Annotated in this window: 16 protein-coding genes; 13 read left to right on the top strand and 3 right to left on the bottom strand. The window is 68.4% G+C overall.

Annotated elements, in window-relative coordinates; genetic code table 11:
* The first annotated feature begins 120 nt into the window (after positions 1–120).
* The 7 genes from ACV22Z_RS01885 (at position 121) to ACV22Z_RS01855 (ending at position 8,023) form a co-directional block, all read left to right on the top strand.
* A complete protein-coding gene (locus tag ACV22Z_RS01885) occupies positions 121–1,962 on the top strand; it encodes a bifunctional 3-(3-hydroxy-phenyl)propionate/3-hydroxycinnamic acid hydroxylase (RefSeq protein WP_448074621.1) in 1,842 nt (613 codons plus the stop codon).
* 1 nt (position 1,963) lies between these two features.
* Positions 1,964–2,944: a 3-carboxyethylcatechol 2,3-dioxygenase gene (locus ACV22Z_RS01880; RefSeq protein WP_448074620.1), complete on the top strand. Its 981-nt coding sequence runs from the start codon at positions 1,964–1,966 to the stop codon at positions 2,942–2,944.
* Positions 2,945–2,948: 4 nt separating this feature from the next.
* Entirely contained in the window at positions 2,949–3,728 is a 780-nt protein-coding gene (locus ACV22Z_RS01875; protein WP_448074619.1) for a 2-keto-4-pentenoate hydratase, read from the top strand.
* Between the two features lie 8 nt (positions 3,729–3,736).
* Positions 3,737–4,684, top strand: coding sequence for an acetaldehyde dehydrogenase (acetylating) (locus tag ACV22Z_RS01870; protein ID WP_448074618.1), 948 nt, complete (start codon positions 3,737–3,739; stop codon positions 4,682–4,684).
* 12 nt (positions 4,685–4,696) lie between these two features.
* Entirely contained in the window at positions 4,697–5,710 is a 1,014-nt protein-coding gene (gene dmpG, locus ACV22Z_RS01865; RefSeq protein ID WP_448074617.1) for a 4-hydroxy-2-oxovalerate aldolase, read from the top strand.
* Positions 5,711–5,818: 108 nt separating this feature from the next.
* On the top strand, positions 5,819–7,048 hold the full coding sequence (gene mhpT, locus ACV22Z_RS01860; RefSeq protein ID WP_448074616.1) for a 3-(3-hydroxy-phenyl)propionate transporter MhpT: 1,230 nt from the start codon (positions 5,819–5,821) through the stop codon (positions 7,046–7,048).
* 105 nt (positions 7,049–7,153) lie between these two features.
* Complete coding sequence (locus ACV22Z_RS01855; RefSeq protein ID WP_448074615.1) at positions 7,154–8,023, top strand: alpha/beta fold hydrolase; 870 nt, start codon at positions 7,154–7,156, stop codon at positions 8,021–8,023.
* 102 nt (positions 8,024–8,125) lie between these two features.
* Here ACV22Z_RS01855 and hcaR read toward each other — a convergent pair whose 3' ends face one another.
* A complete protein-coding gene (gene hcaR, locus ACV22Z_RS01850; RefSeq protein WP_448074614.1) occupies positions 8,126–9,019 on the bottom strand; it encodes a DNA-binding transcriptional regulator HcaR in 894 nt (297 codons plus the stop codon).
* A gap of 124 nt (positions 9,020–9,143) precedes the next feature.
* Here hcaR and hcaE point away from each other — a divergent pair, with 124 nt between their 5' ends.
* The 5 genes from hcaE to hcaD are packed head-to-tail and all read left to right on the top strand — an operon-like array spanning position 9,144 to position 13,430.
* Positions 9,144–10,499: a 3-phenylpropionate/cinnamic acid dioxygenase subunit alpha gene (hcaE, locus tag ACV22Z_RS01845; RefSeq protein ID WP_448074613.1), complete on the top strand. Its 1,356-nt coding sequence runs from the start codon at positions 9,144–9,146 to the stop codon at positions 10,497–10,499.
* The gene (gene hcaF, locus ACV22Z_RS01840; protein ID WP_448074612.1) at positions 10,496–11,038 is read left to right on the top strand and encodes a 3-phenylpropionate/cinnamic acid dioxygenase subunit beta; all 543 of its coding nucleotides are present in this window, start codon (positions 10,496–10,498) and stop codon (positions 11,036–11,038) included. The genes hcaE and hcaF overlap by 4 nt, the downstream gene beginning before the upstream one ends.
* A gap of 2 nt (positions 11,039–11,040) precedes the next feature.
* Complete coding sequence (hcaC, locus tag ACV22Z_RS01835) at positions 11,041–11,361, top strand: 3-phenylpropionate/cinnamic acid dioxygenase ferredoxin subunit (protein ID WP_448074611.1); 321 nt, start codon at positions 11,041–11,043, stop codon at positions 11,359–11,361.
* The gene (hcaB, locus tag ACV22Z_RS01830; RefSeq protein ID WP_448074610.1) at positions 11,358–12,170 is read left to right on the top strand and encodes a 3-phenylpropionate-dihydrodiol/cinnamic acid-dihydrodiol dehydrogenase; all 813 of its coding nucleotides are present in this window, start codon (positions 11,358–11,360) and stop codon (positions 12,168–12,170) included. Before hcaC ends, hcaB begins: the two co-directional genes overlap by 4 nt.
* Before the next feature lie 39 nt (positions 12,171–12,209).
* Positions 12,210–13,430, top strand: coding sequence for a 3-phenylpropionate/cinnamic acid dioxygenase ferredoxin--NAD(+) reductase subunit (gene hcaD, locus ACV22Z_RS01825; protein WP_448074609.1), 1,221 nt, complete (start codon positions 12,210–12,212; stop codon positions 13,428–13,430).
* A gap of 10 nt (positions 13,431–13,440) precedes the next feature.
* Here the strand turns inward: hcaD and ACV22Z_RS01820 are convergent, their stop codons facing one another.
* Positions 13,441–14,052, bottom strand: coding sequence for a LysE family translocator (locus ACV22Z_RS01820; protein ID WP_448074608.1), 612 nt, complete (start codon positions 14,050–14,052; stop codon positions 13,441–13,443).
* 265 nt (positions 14,053–14,317) lie between these two features.
* Here ACV22Z_RS01820 and ACV22Z_RS01815 point away from each other — a divergent pair, with 265 nt between their 5' ends.
* On the top strand, positions 14,318–14,845 hold the full coding sequence (locus ACV22Z_RS01815) for a GNAT family N-acetyltransferase (protein ID WP_448074607.1): 528 nt from the start codon (positions 14,318–14,320) through the stop codon (positions 14,843–14,845).
* A gap of 18 nt (positions 14,846–14,863) precedes the next feature.
* Here ACV22Z_RS01815 and ACV22Z_RS01810 read toward each other — a convergent pair whose 3' ends face one another.
* Positions 14,864–15,925, bottom strand: coding sequence for an alkene reductase (locus ACV22Z_RS01810; RefSeq protein ID WP_448074606.1), 1,062 nt, complete (start codon positions 15,923–15,925; stop codon positions 14,864–14,866).
* Positions 15,926–15,951 lie beyond the last annotated feature (26 nt).

Here is a 15,951-nt window from a genome sequence, read left to right as displayed (position 1 = left end):
CCCGTTCATCGTAGCAGAGGCTGATTTGCCGAGGCGCCGGCGGCGCGTGCGCCGCTGCGCAAGGGCACCGGCCGGAAGGTGGAGACGCGCGGCGCAAGCCGCGCCGCAAAGGAGACAGACATGCCTGCCCAACACGAGGCTGTGCCCGTATCGGCCAGCCCCCACGTCATCGCGACCGACGTCGCGATCATCGGCGCCGGCCCGGTCGGCCTGATGATCGCGAACCTGCTGGGCCAGCAGGGCGTCGGCACGGTCATCATCGAGAAACTCGAGCAGATCATCGACTACCCGCGCGCGATCGGCCTCGACGACGAGGCGCTGCGCGTATTCCAGACCGTCGGCCTCGCCGATGCGCTGCTGCCGCATACGACCCCCGATCACTGGATGCGCTTCGTTACCGGCAGCGGCCATTGCTTCGCGTCGATCGAGCCGCGCACCGACGAGTTCGGCTGGTCGCGCCGTAATGCATTCATCCAGCCGCTTGCGGACCGCGTGCTGTACGACGGCCTGAAGCGCTTCGCGCACGTCGACGTGCTGTTCGGGCACAGCGTCGACACGTTCGCGCAGGACCGCGACGGCGTGACGATCGACATCGTCGACGCGCACGGCGCGAAGAAGACCGTGCGCGCCGCGTACCTGGTTGGCGCCGACGGCGGCAACAGCTTCGTGCGCCGCGCGCTGGACGTGCCGTTCGAAGGCCGCACGAAGCCGAACCAGTGGATCGTCGTCGACGTGCGCAACGACCCGCTCGGCTCGCCGCACGTGTACCTGCACTGCGACGCGGAGCGGCCTTACGTGTCGGCCGCGCTGCCGCACGGGATCCGCCGCTTCGAGTTCATGGTGATGCCCGGCGAGACCGAGGAGCAACTGTCGCGCCCGGAAAACCTCGCCGCGCTGATCCGCAAGGTGGTCGCCGATCCGGACAAGGTCGACTACATCCGCAAGCGCGTGTACACGCACAACGCGCGGCTCGCGCGCCGCTTCGACATCGGCCGCGTGCTGCTCGCGGGCGACGCCGCGCACATCATGCCGGTCTGGCAGGGGCAGGGCTACAACAGCGGGATTCGCGACGCGAGCAATCTCGGCTGGAAGCTCGCAATGGTCGCGAAGGGGCTGGCACGGCCCGAGCTGCTCGCGAGCTATACGCTCGAACGGCGCGACCATGCGCGTTCGATGATTCACCTGTCGGAAGTGGCCGGCGACATCTTCGCGCCCACGACGCGGTTTGGCCGCTTCGTGCGCGACGGCTTCGTGCGTGCGCTCGGCGCGGTGCCGGCCGCGAAGCGCTACTTCGTCGAGATGCGCTTCAAGCCGATGCCGCGCTACGAGGCCGGCGTCGTGATGCTGCCGCAACGCACGCGCGACGGCGGCGTGCTTGCGCGGCTGCTCGAACGCGCGGGCGGCAGCGCGCCGGGGCGGCTGCTCGGCCTGATGAGCCAGAAGCGCGGTTCGTGGTTCGGGCAGCTCGTCTACGGCCGCGACGCGTTCGGCCAGTCGCCGGTCGGCCGGATGTTCATCCAGCCGCGCGTGCGCACGGCCGACGGCCGCACGGTGCGGCTCGACGACGCGATCGGCAACCGCTTCGCGGTGATCGGCTGGGGCAGCGACCCGACCTTCGGCCTCACCGACGCGGCGCGCGCGGTGTGGGAGCGGCTCGGCGCGTGCTTCGTGCTCGCGAAGCCGGACGTGCAGCTCGACTATGCGGCCGACGTGCCCGACGGCGTGATCGCGATCGGCGATACGACGGGCCGCCTGAAGGACTGGTTCAGCCGGATCCCGCAGTCGGTCGTGCTGCTGCGGCCGGACCGTTTCGTCGCGGGCGTCTGCGCGCCGCAGGAGGTGTCGGATGCGATCGTCGAACTGGCGTCGCTGCTGCACCTGACGGACAGCGTGCCGGCCGTGTGGCCGGCGCAGGCCGACGCGGTCGCGCATGCAGCGGCCGCCCAGCCGGCGGGAGCGTGACATGCCGATCCAGCTCGAATGCCTGTCCCATACGCCGCTGCACGGCTATTTCGATCCGGCGCCGGACGTGGTCGCCGAAGTCGAACGTGTGCAGGCCGCGGCCCGCGCGCGCGTCGAAGCGTTCGATCCCGAATGCATCGTGCTGTTCGCGCCCGATCATTACAACGGCTTCTTCTACGACCTGATGCCGCCGTTCTGCATCGGCGTCGCCGCGGAATCGGTCGGCGACTACCGGAGCCTCGCGGGGCCGCTGAACGTGCCGGCCGCGCTCGCCCGCGAGCTGGCCGAGGCCGTGCTCGACAGCGACGTCGACGTGTCGGTGTCCTACCGGATGCAGATCGATCACGGTTTCGCGCAGGCGCTCGAAGTGCTGACGGGCGGCCTCGACCGCTACCCGGTGATTCCCGTGTTCGTGAACTCGGTCGCGGCGCCGATGGCGACGCTGCGCCGCGCACGGCTGCTCGGCGACGCGATCGGCCGCTTCATCGCGCGCACCGGCAAGCGCGTGCTCGTGGTCGGTTCGGGCGGCATCTCGCACGAGCCGCCGGTGCCGGAACTCGCAACCGCGAGCCCCGAGATGGCCGAGCGGCTGATCGCCGGCCGCAATCCGGACGCCGACGCGCGTGCCGCGCGCCAGGCGCGCACGGTCGCCGCCGCGCGCGCGTTCGCGGCCGGCGACAGCCCGCTGCACGCGCTCAATCCCGAATGGGACCAGGCGTTTCTCGACGTGCTCGAGCGCGGCGAACTGAAGGCCGTCGACGGAATGACCAACGACGCGATCACGCGCGACGGCGGCAAGTCCGCGCACGAGATCCGCGCGTGGGTTGCCGCGTTCGCCGCGCTGGCGGCCGCGGGCCCGTATCACGCGGTGCGGGATTTCTACCGCCCGATTCCCGAATGGATCGCGGGCTTCGCCGCGATGCACGGCTGGTCCGCGGGTGACTCCGCGCCGCGATCGAATCGATCAAATGAAAAGGAGTGACGACATGCTGACCCGACAACAGATCGATGCGCTGGCCGCCCGCCTGCGCGACGCCGAACGCGAACGCACCCCGATCGATCCGCTGCGCGCGGAGATCGGCGAGCAGAACGCCGACGACGCGTATGCGATCCAGCAGGCGAACGCCGCGCTGCGGCGCGAACGGGTGGTCGGCCGCAAGATCGGCCTGACCTCGCTCGCGGTGCAGAAACAGCTCGGCGTCGACCAGCCCGATTTCGGCACGCTGTTCGCATCGATGGCCTACGGCGATGCCGAACCGATGAGCCTGTCGCAACTGATCCAGCCGAAGGTCGAAGCGGAAATCGCGCTCGTGCTCGAACACGATCTCGTGCACGAGAAGCACACGTTCGCCGACCTGCAGCGCGCGACCGCGTATGCGCTCGCGGCGATCGAAGTGGTCGACAGCCGGATCAAGGACTGGAACATCCGCTTCGTCGACACCGTCGCGGACAACGCGTCGAGCGCGCTGTTCGTGCTCGGCAGCCGGCCCGTGCCACTGAAGGACGTCGATCTCTGGGGCTGCGAGATGACGCTCGCGTCGGACGGCGAAGTGCTGTCGCGCGGCAGCGGCGCCGCGTGCCTCGGCAACCCGCTGAACGCGGCCGCGTGGCTCGCCGACCGGATGGTGCGGCACGGCACGCCGCTGCGCGCGGGCGACGTGATCCTGACCGGCGCGCTCGGCCCGATGGTCGCGGTCAAGCAGCCCGGCACGTTCACCGCGCAGATCGCCGGCCTCGGCAGCGTGCGCGCCACCTTCATCGATTGAGGATTTCCATGAGCGTTCAGAAACTCAAGGCCGCGATCATCGGTTCGGGCAATATCGGCACCGACCTGATGATCAAGATCATGCGGCATGCGAAGCATCTCGAAGTTGCCGCGATGGTCGGCATCGATCCGGCATCGGACGGCCTCGCGCGCGCGGCGCGCCTCGGCGTCGCAACGACGCACGAAGGCGTCGAAGGCCTCGCACGGCTGCCGGTGTTCGACGATATCGACTTCGTGTTCGATGCGACGTCGGCCGGCGCGCACGTGAAGAACGATGCGTACCTGCGCGCGCTGAAGCCCGGCATCCACTGCATCGACCTGACGCCCGCGGCGATCGGCCCGTACTGCGTGCCGGTCGTCAATCTCGACGCGCATCTCGACGCGCCGAACGTGAACATGGTCACCTGCGGCGGGCAGGCGACGATTCCGATGGTCGCAGCCGTGTCGCGCGTCGCGAAGGCCCACTACGCGGAGATCGTCGCGTCGATCAGCAGCAAGTCGGCCGGGCCCGGCACGCGCGCGAACATCGACGAATTCACCGAGACGACGTCGAAGGCGATCGAGGCGGTCGGCGGCGCCGCGCACGGCAAGGCGATCATCATCCTGAACCCGGCCGAGCCGCCGGTGATGATGCGCGACACCGTGTACGTGCTGTCCGAGCCGGCCGATCAGGCGAAGATCGCCGCGTCGGTCGAAGAAATGGCGCGCGCGGTGCAGGCCTACGTGCCCGGCTACCGGCTGAAGCAGGCCGTGCAGTTCGACGAGATTCCGGCATCCGCGCCGCTGAACATTCCGGGCCTCGGCCGCGTGAGCGGGCTGAAGACGTCGATCTTCATCGAGGTCGAAGGCGCCGCGCATTACTTGCCCGCGTATGCCGGCAACCTCGACATCATGACGTCCGCCGCGCTCGCGACCGCCGAGCGCATGGCGCAGTCGCTGCAACGCGTGAGCGCGTAAGGAAGCTTCCCGATGAGCAAGAAACTCTACATCTCCGACGTCACGCTGCGCGACGGCAGTCATGCGATCCGGCATCAGTACTCGATCGATAACGTGCAGGCGATCGCGCGAGCGCTTGACCGCGCGAAGGTCGACAGCATCGAAGTCGCGCACGGCGACGGCCTGCAAGGGTCGAGCTTCAACTACGGATTCGGCGCGCACAGCGATCTCGAATGGATCGAGGCGGTGGCCGACGTGGTCGAGCACGCGAAGATCGCGACGCTGCTGCTGCCGGGCATCGGCACGATCCACGACCTGAAGGCCGCCTACGACGCCGGCGCGTGCGTCGTGCGTGTCGCGACGCATTGCACGGAAGCGGACATCTCGAAGCAGCACATCGAATACGCGCGCGAGCTCGGCATGGACACGGTCGGCTTCCTGATGATGAGCCACATGACGACGCCGGAGAACCTGGCCGTCGAGGCGAAGAAGATGGAAAGCTACGGCGCGACCTGCATCTATGTCGTCGATTCGGGCGGCGCGCTGAACATGAACGACGTGCGCGACCGCTTCCGCGCGATCAAGGCCGTGCTGAAGCCGGACACGCAGACGGGCATCCATGCGCACCACAACCTGAGCCTCGGCGTCGCGAACTCGATCGTCGCGGTCGAGGAAGGCTGCGACCGCATCGACGCGAGCCTGGCCGGCATGGGTGCCGGCGCCGGCAATGCGCCGCTCGAGGTCTTCATCGCGGCGGCCGAGCGCATGGGCTGGAACCACGGCACGGATCTCTACACGCTGATGGACGCGGCCGACGACATCGTGCGGCCGCTGCAGGATCGCCCCGTGCGCGTGGACCGCGAGACGCTCGCGCTCGGCTATGCGGGCGTGTATTCGAGCTTCCTGCGCCACTCGGAGGCGGCCGCGAAGAAGTACGACCTGAAGACGGTCGACATCCTCGTCGAGCTTGGCAAGCGCCGGATGGTCGGCGGGCAGGAGGACATGATCGTCGACGTCGCGCTCGACCTGAAGCGCGCGCACGGCTGACGCCGCGAGGGGCCGCGGCGGCGCGGCCCTTCGTTTCGCTTTCGGAGACCGCCGCACCTTCATCGACATCGCCGCCAAGAGCGATGCACATCACATTGGAGACTATTCGTGAACACGTCGGAACACGGCCGCACTGGCGGCGCACGCACGATCGGCTTATGCCTGCTCGTTGCATTGCTTGAAGGACTGGACCTGCAATCGGCCGGCATCGCCGCGCCGCGGATGGCGCATGAATTCGCGCTCGGCGCCGCGCAGATGGGCTGGGCGTTCGGGATCGGCGCGCTCGGCCTGCTGCCCGGTGCGGCGCTCGGCGGGCGGCTTGCCGACCGGCTCGGCCGCAAGCGCGTGCTGATGCTGTCGGTCGCGCTGTTCGGCGTGTTCTCGCTGGCGACCACCCATGTGTGGAACTTCGAGAGCCTGCTCGCCGCGCGCTTCCTGACCGGCCTCGGCCTCGGTGCGGCGATGCCGAACCTGATCGCGCTGTGCTCGGAAGCAGCGCGGCCGCAACAGCGCAGCACGGCGGTCGGCGCGATGTACTGCGGGATGCCGTTCGGTGCGGCGCTCGGCGCCGCGATCGGCGTCGTCAGCACCGATCCGGCCGGCTGGCGGCACGTGTTCTACGTCGGCGGTTTCGGGCCGCTGCTGGTATTGCCACTGCTTGCATGGTGGCTGAACGAGTCGGCGCAGTTCGTCGCGACGCGCACGGATACGGCGCAACCGGCCGGCGCGAGCGTTGCGGACGCGTTGTGGGGCGAGGGCCGCGCGGCGACGACGGCCGCGCTGTGGTTGAGCTATCTCGGCACGCTCGTCGTGCTGTATTTCCTGATGAATTGGCTGCCGTCGATGGTGATGACGCGCGGCCTCACGCATGCGCAGTCGAGCTTCGTGCAGGTGATGTTCAACGTCGGCGGCGGGCTCGGCGCGATCGGTATCGCGAGCCTGATGGACCGTATCGGCCGGCGCCGCACGGTGGTCGGCATGTATGTCGGCATCGCGTGCGCGCTCGCACTGATGACCGGCGCGCGGGACGCTGCGTGGCTCGCGGGCGGCGCGCTGCTGTGCGGGATGTTCCTGGTCGGCGGGCAGTCGGTGCTGTATGCGCTGGCAAGCGCGATCTATCCGACGCGCATGCGGGGCACGGGCGTCGGCGCGGCGGTTGCGGTCGGCCGGCTCGGCTCGATCCTGGGGCCGTTCGTCGCGGGACAACTGCTCGCGCTCGGCGAGAGCACGACGATGCTGATGGCGTCGAGCATTCCGCTCGTCGTTGTCGCGGCGCTGTCCGCGTTGACGGTGGTCGCGCGCGATCGCGCGGGCGCGCCGGTGCTGGCGGCCGAGTAGGGATTGTCTTTCAGGGGACGAGGCGGCCAGCACGCCGCTTCACGTTTTTCAGTGGCGGATGCGCGTGCATCCGCGTGATCGATGCATGAACGAACGAGGTTCAACATGACGCAGCAGGGACACACATTGACGGAAGAAGGCACGAGCCGGTTCGTGCAGGTGAAGGTCGGCGAGCATGACCTGAAGCTGCACTACAACGACGCGGGGCAGGGCCGCGAAACAGTCGTGATGCTGCACGGGTCCGGGCCCGGCGCGAGCGGCTGGGCGAATTTCCACCGCAACGTCGGCGCGTTCGTCGAGGCCGGCTATCGCGTCGTGCTGCTCGACTGCCCGGGCTGGAGCAAGAGCGACACGATCGTGAACACGGGCTCGCGCTCCGAGCTGAACGCGCGCGCGCTGAAGGCGCTGCTCGATGCGCTGGACATCGAACGCGTGCATATCGTCGGCAACTCGATGGGCGGCCATAGCGCGGTCGCGTTCGCGCTGCTGTATCCGCAGCAGGTCGGCAAGCTCGTGCTGATGGGCGGCGGCACCGGCGGCCCGAGCCAGTTCGTGCCGATGCCGACCGAGGGCATCAAGCTGCTGCAGAAGGTGTATCGCGAGCCGACGCTCGACAACCTGAAGCAGATGCTGAACATCTTCGTGTACGACACGAGCAGCCTGACCGACGAGCTGATGCAGGCACGCCTCGCGAACATCCTCGCGCGCCGCGACCATCTCGACAATTTCGTGAAGAGCCTCGCCGCGAATCCGAAGCAGTTCACCGACTACGGCCCGCGCCTCGGCGAGATTTCGGCGCCCGCGCTCGTGATCTGGGGCCGCGACGACCGCTTCGTGCCGCTCGATATCGGCCTGCGTCTCGTGTGGGGGATGCAGAACGCCGAGCTGCACGTGTTCAGCCGCTGCGGCCACTGGGCGCAGTGGGAGCATGCGGAGAAGTTCAACCGGATGGTGCTCGAGTTTCTCGGCGGCTGACGCGCCCGCACGAGGTGTGACGGTCGCGCATGACCGTCGGGCCGCGCCGCGTGCTGCAACGTGCAGTATGCGGCGCGGCTTTCGCGCGTCTGTATGCCGCGTTCAGCCGTGACGCCGGAACGGCGCGCGGCGCATCAGCTCGATCAGCGCGTCGAGTTCCGGTGAATGCGGTTCGGTACGCGTGACCATCAGCAGGTCGATGTCGGGCGTGGGCGGCGCAAGCGGACGGCAGCACATCGATTCGCCCGCAAGGGCCTCGACATACGCCGGTAGCAACGCGACGCCAAGCCCCATGCCGACGAGGTTCAGGTTCAGCAGGATGTTGGTCGCGACCTGCACGACGTCAGGCTGGATCCGATGGTCGGCGAAATACCGCCCGACGATGTCGTGGAGCTGGCCCGCGTACGCCGGGTTGGTCTGGATGAACGGCTGGCCGTCGAGCATCGGCGGTTCGATCTGCGCATGCGCGGCAAGCGGGTGGCCGGCGGGCATCAGCACGACGAGCGGTTCGGTGAGCACGACTTCGGCGTGCAACTCCGGCGCGTGCACGGGCCGGCGCATGAACGCGATGTCGATGTCGCCGCGCAGCAGCGCGTCTTCCTGTTCCATCGTCGGCAGGCTGCGAAGCTCGACATGCACGCCCGGAAACTGCATCCGCAGCTTGGGCAGGATCGCCGGAAAGATCGCGACCTCCGCCGCGGGCACGAACCCGATCTTTACCGTCAGCGCCTGCTGGCGGCCCGCCTGCCGTGCGCGTTCGATCGCGCGATCCGCTTGCGCGAGCACGAGCCGCGCTTCTGCGAGAAACACGCGGCCCGCCTCCGTCAGTTCTACCTTGCGCTTCGAGCGTTCGAGCAGCTGCGTGCCGATCTCGTCTTCGAGATCGCGGATCTGCTGGCTCAGCGACGGCTGCGCGGTATGCAGCCGCTGCGCGGCACGCGTGAAGTTCAGCTCGTCGGCAACGGCCACGAAATAGCGCAGGTGTCGGAGTTCCATTCGGCAGTCATCGTCAAAACGTCTAACGGCAAACAAACAAACTATTTCACAACGAACGCGCGGCCGACGATCATCGTCGCGTGCCTGTCCGTATGGAACGGATGGTGCCACGGAGGAGACGCAAATGACAGAGAAGCTTGATATCGACGCGCTCGTCGACGCGAAGAACGGCCGCGTGACGTCGTCGATCTATACGGACCCGGCGATCTATGCGCTGGAGCTCGAACGTGTTTTCGGCCGTTGCTGGCTGTTCCTCGCGCACGTCAGCCAGATCCCGAACGCCGGCGATTTCTTCAACACGTACATGGGCGAGGATCCGGTCGTCGTCGTGCGGCAGAAGGACGGCTCGGTGAAGGCGTTCCTCAATCAATGCCGGCATCGGTCGATGCGCGTGAGCTTCGCCGATTCCGGCAACACGCGCTCGTTCACGTGCCCGTATCACGGCTGGTCGTACGGCACCGACGGCGCGCTGATCGACGTGCCGCTCGAGGAACGCGCGTTTCCGCACGGGCTCTGCAAGCAGCATCTGGGGCTGCAGGAAGTGACGCGCATCGCGATCTACAAGGGGCTGATCTTCGGCAACTGGGATGCGGACGCTCCCGATCTCGACACCTACATGGGCGACATCGCGTGGTATCTCGACGGCGTGCTCGATCGCCGCGCGGGTGGCACCGAGATCATCGGCGGCGTGCACAAGTGGGTGATCGACTGCAACTGGAAATTCCCGGCCGAGCAATTCGCAAGCGACCAGTATCACGCGCTGTTTTCGCATGCATCGGCGGTCGAGGTGCTCGGCGCGAAGGCGGGCGGCGGCGACAAGGCGCTCGGCGCGGGACAGACCGCGCGCCCCGTGTGGGAGACCGCGAAGGATGCACTGCAGTACGGCCAGGCCGGCCACGGCAGCGGCTTCTTCTTCACCGAGCAGCCGGACGCGAACGTGTGGGTCGACGGCGAAGTATCGCAATACTTCCGCGATACGTACGACGAAGCGAAGGCACGCGTTGGCGAAGTGCGCGCGCGGCGGCTCGCGGGCCACAACAACCTGTTTCCGACGATGTCCTGGCTGAACGGCACCGCGACGCTGCGCGTGTGGCATCCGCGCGGCCCGAACCAGGTCGAGGTGTGGGCGTTCTGCATTGCCGACAAGGATGCGTCCGACGACGTGAAGGCCGCGTTCGAGCGCAGCGCGACGCGCGCGTTCGGGCCGGCCGGCTTCCTCGAGCAGGACGATTCGGAGAACTGGGTCGAGGTGCAGAAGGTGCTGCGCGGCAGCCGTGCGCGCAAGACGCAGCTCTGCGTGGAAATGGGACTCGGCGGCGAGCGCGTGCGCGGCGACGGGATTCCCGGCATCACGAACTACATCTTCTCGGAGACGGCCGCGCGCGGAATGTACCGCCGCTGGGCGGACCTGCTGCTGTCGGAGACCTGGGACGAGGTCGAGCGGCGCACCCGCGAATACGAGCAGGAGCTGCTGAAATGAGCGACATCGAAACGATCGAACGCGCGCCGGTGACGCTCGCGCTGCATCACGACATCACGCAATTCCTGTATCGCGAGGCCGAATGCCTGGACGCGTGGCGCTTCCGCGACTGGCTCGCACTGCTGAGCGACGACGTGTGGTACACGATGCGCACGACCGTCAATGCGCAGACGCGCGACCGCCGCAAGGGCGTGCAGCCGCCGACGACGTGGATCTTCAACGACACGAAGGCGCAGCTCGAGCGCCGGATCGCGCGGCTCGAGACGGGCATGGCGTGGGCCGAGGAACCGCCGTCGCGCACGCGGCACCTGATCGCGAACGTGCGGATCGAGCCTGCCGATGTGCCGGGCGAATACGACGTGCAGGTCAACTATCTGCTGTACCGCTCGCAGAAGGAGCGCGACGAGACGTTCTACGTCGGCGCGCGGCGCGACCGCGTGCGCCGTGCGGACAACGTCGCCGGCTGGCAAGTGTGCTGCCGCGAGATCGTGCTCGACCAGGCGGTGCTGTCTTCCCATAACCTGAGTGTGCTTTTCTGATCATGGCTCGAATTCTCGTAGGCCCCGTCGATGCGCTTGCCGACGGCGAGGCGACCAAGGTGACCGGCGCGCACGGCGCGATCGCGGTGTTTCATGTGGAGGGCGCGTACTACGCGCTGTCGGACCGATGCAGCCACGGCAACGCGTCGATGTCGGACGGCTACGTCGAGGACGACGCGACCGTCGAATGTCCGCTGCATGCCGCGCGCTTTTGCCTGAAGACCGGCGCGGCGCTGTGCCAGCCCGCGACGGAGGCGCTGCGTACATTCCCGGTCTTCATCGACGCGGGCGCGCTTTACGTTGACGAACCGGAGGTGGCATGACCTGGCTCCAAGGCGAAGTCGCACTGATTACCGGCGGCGGTTCGGGCCTCGGGCTCGCGCTCGTCGAGCGTTTTCTCGCGGAAGGCGCACATGTCGGTGTGCTCGAACGCTCGGCGGAGAAGGTCGAAGCGTTGCGAACGCGATTCGGTTCGGACGTCGAGGTCGTGCAAGGCGACGTGCGCGCCTATGACGACAACCGGCGTGCGGTCGAGTCGACCGTCGCGCGCTTCGGCAAGCTCGATACGTTCGTCGGCAACGCGGCGCTGTGGGATCACGGCGCGAGCCTGCTCGACCTGCCGCCCGAGCGGCTCGACGCAGGCTTCGACGAGCTGTTCGCCGTCAACGTGAAGGGCTATCTGCTCGGCGCGAAGGCGGCGGCCGACGCGCTCGTCGCATCGCAGGGCAGCATGATCTTCACGCTGTCGAACGCGGCGTTCTATCCGGGCGGCGGCGGCCCGCTGTACACGGCGAGCAAGCATGCGGCGGCCGGCCTGATCCGCGAGCTCGCGTACGAACTCGCGCCGCGCGTGCGCGTGAACGGTGTCGCGCCGTGCGGAATGGCGAGCGACCTGCGCGGCCCGGAGGCGCTCGGCCAGTCGCAGCAGCGCATCATGGATTCGCGCACGCCCGACGCGATCGCGAGCATCCTGCCGCTGCAGTTCTTTCCGGCGCCGGCCGATTTCACCGGGCCGTTCGTGCTGCTCGCGTCGCGTGCGAACAACCGGACGCTGTCGGGCGTGATGATCCAGGCTGACGCGGGTCTTGGTATTCGAGGGATTCGTCATGTCGCGGGAGGCTTGCATGGATGACGCACGCAACAATGGCGACGCGTCGGCCGGAGTCGAGCGATGACAACCGGCGATTGCGTGATCGTGGGCGCCGGGCAGGCCGGCGCGACTGCGGCGGCCGAGTTGCGGCGCCGCGGTTTCGAAGGGCGCATCGTGCTGATCGGCGACGAGCCGCACCTGCCGTACGAACGTCCGCCGTTGTCGAAGGACGTGCTGCTGAAGCCTGACGACGTGCGTGCGACGCTGTTTCCCGCCTCGTTCTACGATGCGCAGCGGATCGAGCTGCGGCTCGGCACGCGTGTCGTGGCAATCGATCCGGCGCAGCACCGGCTGACGCTCGCCGACGGCACGTCGCTCGGTTTCGGCAAGCTGCTGCTCGCGACCGGCGCGCGGGTACGCCGGTTGCCGATGCTCGACCGTCTCGGTGACGGCGTGCATACGCTGCGTACGCTCGACGATGCGCATGCGCTCGGCCGTGCGCTGCGGGCGGGCACGCATGTGCTGATCGTCGGCGGCGGCGTGATCGGCATGGAGCTGGCGTCGAGCGCGGTCGAACTCGGCGCGCGTGTGACCGTGATCGAGCAGGCACATGACGTGATGGCGCGCTGCGCACCGCCGCTGGTTCGTGCGCATCTGCGCGCGCTGCATCGCGCGCGCGGCGTCGACGTTTTGACGGGTCGGCGGCTCGTCGACGCGTCGCGCGTCGGCGATGCGTTCGTGGTGACGCTGGCCGACGCAACGGTACTGCGCGGCGATGCGATCGTCTACGGAATTGGCGTCGAACCTGACGATGTGCTCGCGCGGGATGCGGGTTTGCGCACGAACGGCGCGATCCTGGTCGATAGCGCGTGCAGGACCTCACATCCGGACATCTACGCCGCCGGCGACAACGCGGCCGAACTGGATGTGCAAACCGGCGGGCACGTGCGCCGCGAGAGCTGGGACAACGCGAACCGGCAGGCGGCGCGGGCCGCTGCCGCGATGGTTGGCGTGCCGGACGATACGGAGTACGTGCCGTGGTTCTGGAGCGACCAGTGCGGCGTGAACGTGCAGTTCGCCGGGGACATGGCCACCGACGAATGGATCGTGCGCGGTGATCTGTCGGCGTCCGCATGCGCGCTGTTCGGGTTGCGCGACGGTGTGGTGACGGCGGGCGTCACGCTCAATCGCGGACAGGACATGCGCAGCATCCGCACGCTGATCGAGCGGCGGGCGGCGATCGCGCCGGACCTGCTGAGCGATCCCGCGCAAAACCTGCGTACGCTGGCGAAAGGCGCATAGCGGCGCCTGCTCAGCGCGTCGCGATCGCGACGGCCGCGCCGGCCATGGCAGCCGCGCTCGTGCGGTTTGCGATTTTCATCGCACGCCGCGTCATGATGAACTTGCGGACGCGCGTGGCGACGAACGCCCATGCGCAATCCGAGACGATCAGCACTGCAAGCATCGTCACGACGAGCTCGGCCCAGCCGGTTACGCTGACGTGCGACAGGTCGATGATGGTCGGCAGCAGCGCCAGGTAGAAGAGCACGATTTTCGGGTTGCCAAGCGTCACCAGCAGGCCGGCGGCGAACATGCGCGCGGCCGATCGGCCGCGGGGGATGTCGTCCGTTGCCGGGTCGGTCGGCGCGGTCCACATCTTCCATGCGAGGAAGAGCAGATAGCCGACGCCGGCGAGCTTCAGCACGTAGAAACCAGCCGCGAACGTGTGCGCCACGACGGCGAGGCCGCCCACCGCACAGGTCAGCCAGACGGCTTCGCCGAGCCACATCGCGACGAGGAACGGCAGCACGTCTCGGAAGCCGTTCGTGAGCACGCGCGCGACGAGTGCGGCAACGCTCGGGCCGGGCGTGCCGGCCAACACGAACAGGGCGATCGCGAATGCGACGAGGCTGGAGGCGCTCATGGGTCTGTGCTCCGGAAAATGCTCAATGGATGATCAGGCGGCCGGCGCGCGAGACGCCGCGCGTCACGCGGGGCGCGACGATGCACATTCGCCACGTCGGTCGCGCGCAGCGGCATTCCGGCCGGGCGTGCCGGCGAAGACGGGAAGGGCGGCGGCGGATACGGCGAGCGCGGGGAGCGTCATGGAGACCTCGCGGGAGGGCGTTCGAAACGTATGAAGTTTGGATTATAGTGACGGCCGTTCCAGCCGCCTACCCCCCGACGCCATGACCGCTCCTGTCACGATCCGCCTGGCCACCCCGCACGACGCCGCCGCGATGGCCGCCGTGGAAGTCGCCGCCGCCGAGCGCTTTCGCGCGATCGGCATGCCGGATATCGCCGACGGCGAGCCGACCGATGCGGCGGCCGTGCGCATGCGCATCGATGCGGGGCGTGCGTATGTTGCGTTCGATGCGCACGGCACGTGCGTCGGCTTCGCGTTCTACCAGCTGCTCGACGCGCGGCGGCTGTATCTCGAGGAACTGGACGTCGCGCCGTCGCATGCGGGGCAGCGGATCGGCGCGCGCCTCGTCGAAACCGTGGCTGCACGTGCGGCGGCGGACGGGGTCGACGAGGTCGTGCTGTCGACGTTCGTCGCACCGCCGTGGAACGCGTCGTATTACCGGCGCCTCGGTTTCTACGATATCGACGACGCGGCGCTCGACGAAGCGCTGCGCGAGATCCGCGCGCATCACGTCGCGCGCGGCCTCGACGAAACGCAGCGCGTGTTCATGCGCCGCGACGTGCGCGCATGAACACGCGGCGGTCGGCCATCAGGCCGCGTTGCTGAGCGCCGGGTAGTCGGTGTAGCCCGTTTCGCCTTCCGCGTAGTAGGTCTCGGGCACCGGCTTGTTGAGCGGTGCGTCGAGTTCGAAACGGCGCGGCAGGTCGGGGTTCGCGATGAACAGCTGGCCCCATGCGATCGCATCGGCTTCGCCGCTGTCGAGCACCTTCTGCGCGCCGTCGAGCGAGAATTTCTCGTTCGCGATCAGCGGGCCGCCGAACGCTTTCTTCAGTTGCGGGCTCAGGTGATCGCCCGTGTACGACTCGCGCGTGAAGATGAACGCGATCTTGCGGCGGCCGAGTTCACGCGCGACATAACCGAAGGTCGCGGCCGGATCGGAGTCGCCCATCGTGTGTGCGTCGCCGCGCGGCGCCAGATGCACGCCGACGCGTCCCGCGCCCCACACGTCGATCGCCGCGTCGACTACTTCGAGCAGCAGGCGCGCGCGGTTTTCGACCGGGCCGCCGTATGCGTCGGTCCGGCGGTTGGTGCTGTCCTGCAGGAACTGGTCGAGCAGATAGCCGTTCGCGCCGTGGATCTCGACGCCGTCGAAGCCTGCCGCCTTTGCGTTTTCTGCGCCCTTGCGGTACGCGGCGACGATCCCCGGGATCTCGTCGAGGTCGAGCGCGCGCGGCGTCACGTACGCACGCTGCGGACGCACGAGGCTCACGTGGCCGCTTGCGGCGATCGCGCTCGGCGCGACCGGCAGCTCGCCGTCGAGGAAGATCGGATCGGAGATCCGGCCGACGTGCCAGAGCTGCAGCACGATGCGGCCGCCCGCGTCGTGCACCGCACGCGTGACGCGCTTCCAGCCTTCGACCTGCTCGTCGGACCAGATGCCGGGCGTGCCGGCATAGCCGACACCATGCGGCGTTACGGCGGTTGCTTCGCTGATGATCAGGCCGGCCGATGCGCGTTCCGCGTAGTAGCGGGCCATCAGGTCGTTGGGGACGCGCGTGTCGCCCGCACGGGAGCGGGTGAGCGGCGCCATCACGATACGGTTCGGCAGGGTCAGGTCGCCGAGGACGACGGGGTCGAACAACGTAGGCATGCTAAATACCTCTTCAGGATTGGCGG

It is taken from the genome of Burkholderia sp. PU8-34 (assembly GCF_053427725.1).
The sequence above is the reverse complement of the archived record's forward strand: the minus strand, read 5'-3'. Positions and strand labels throughout refer to the sequence as shown.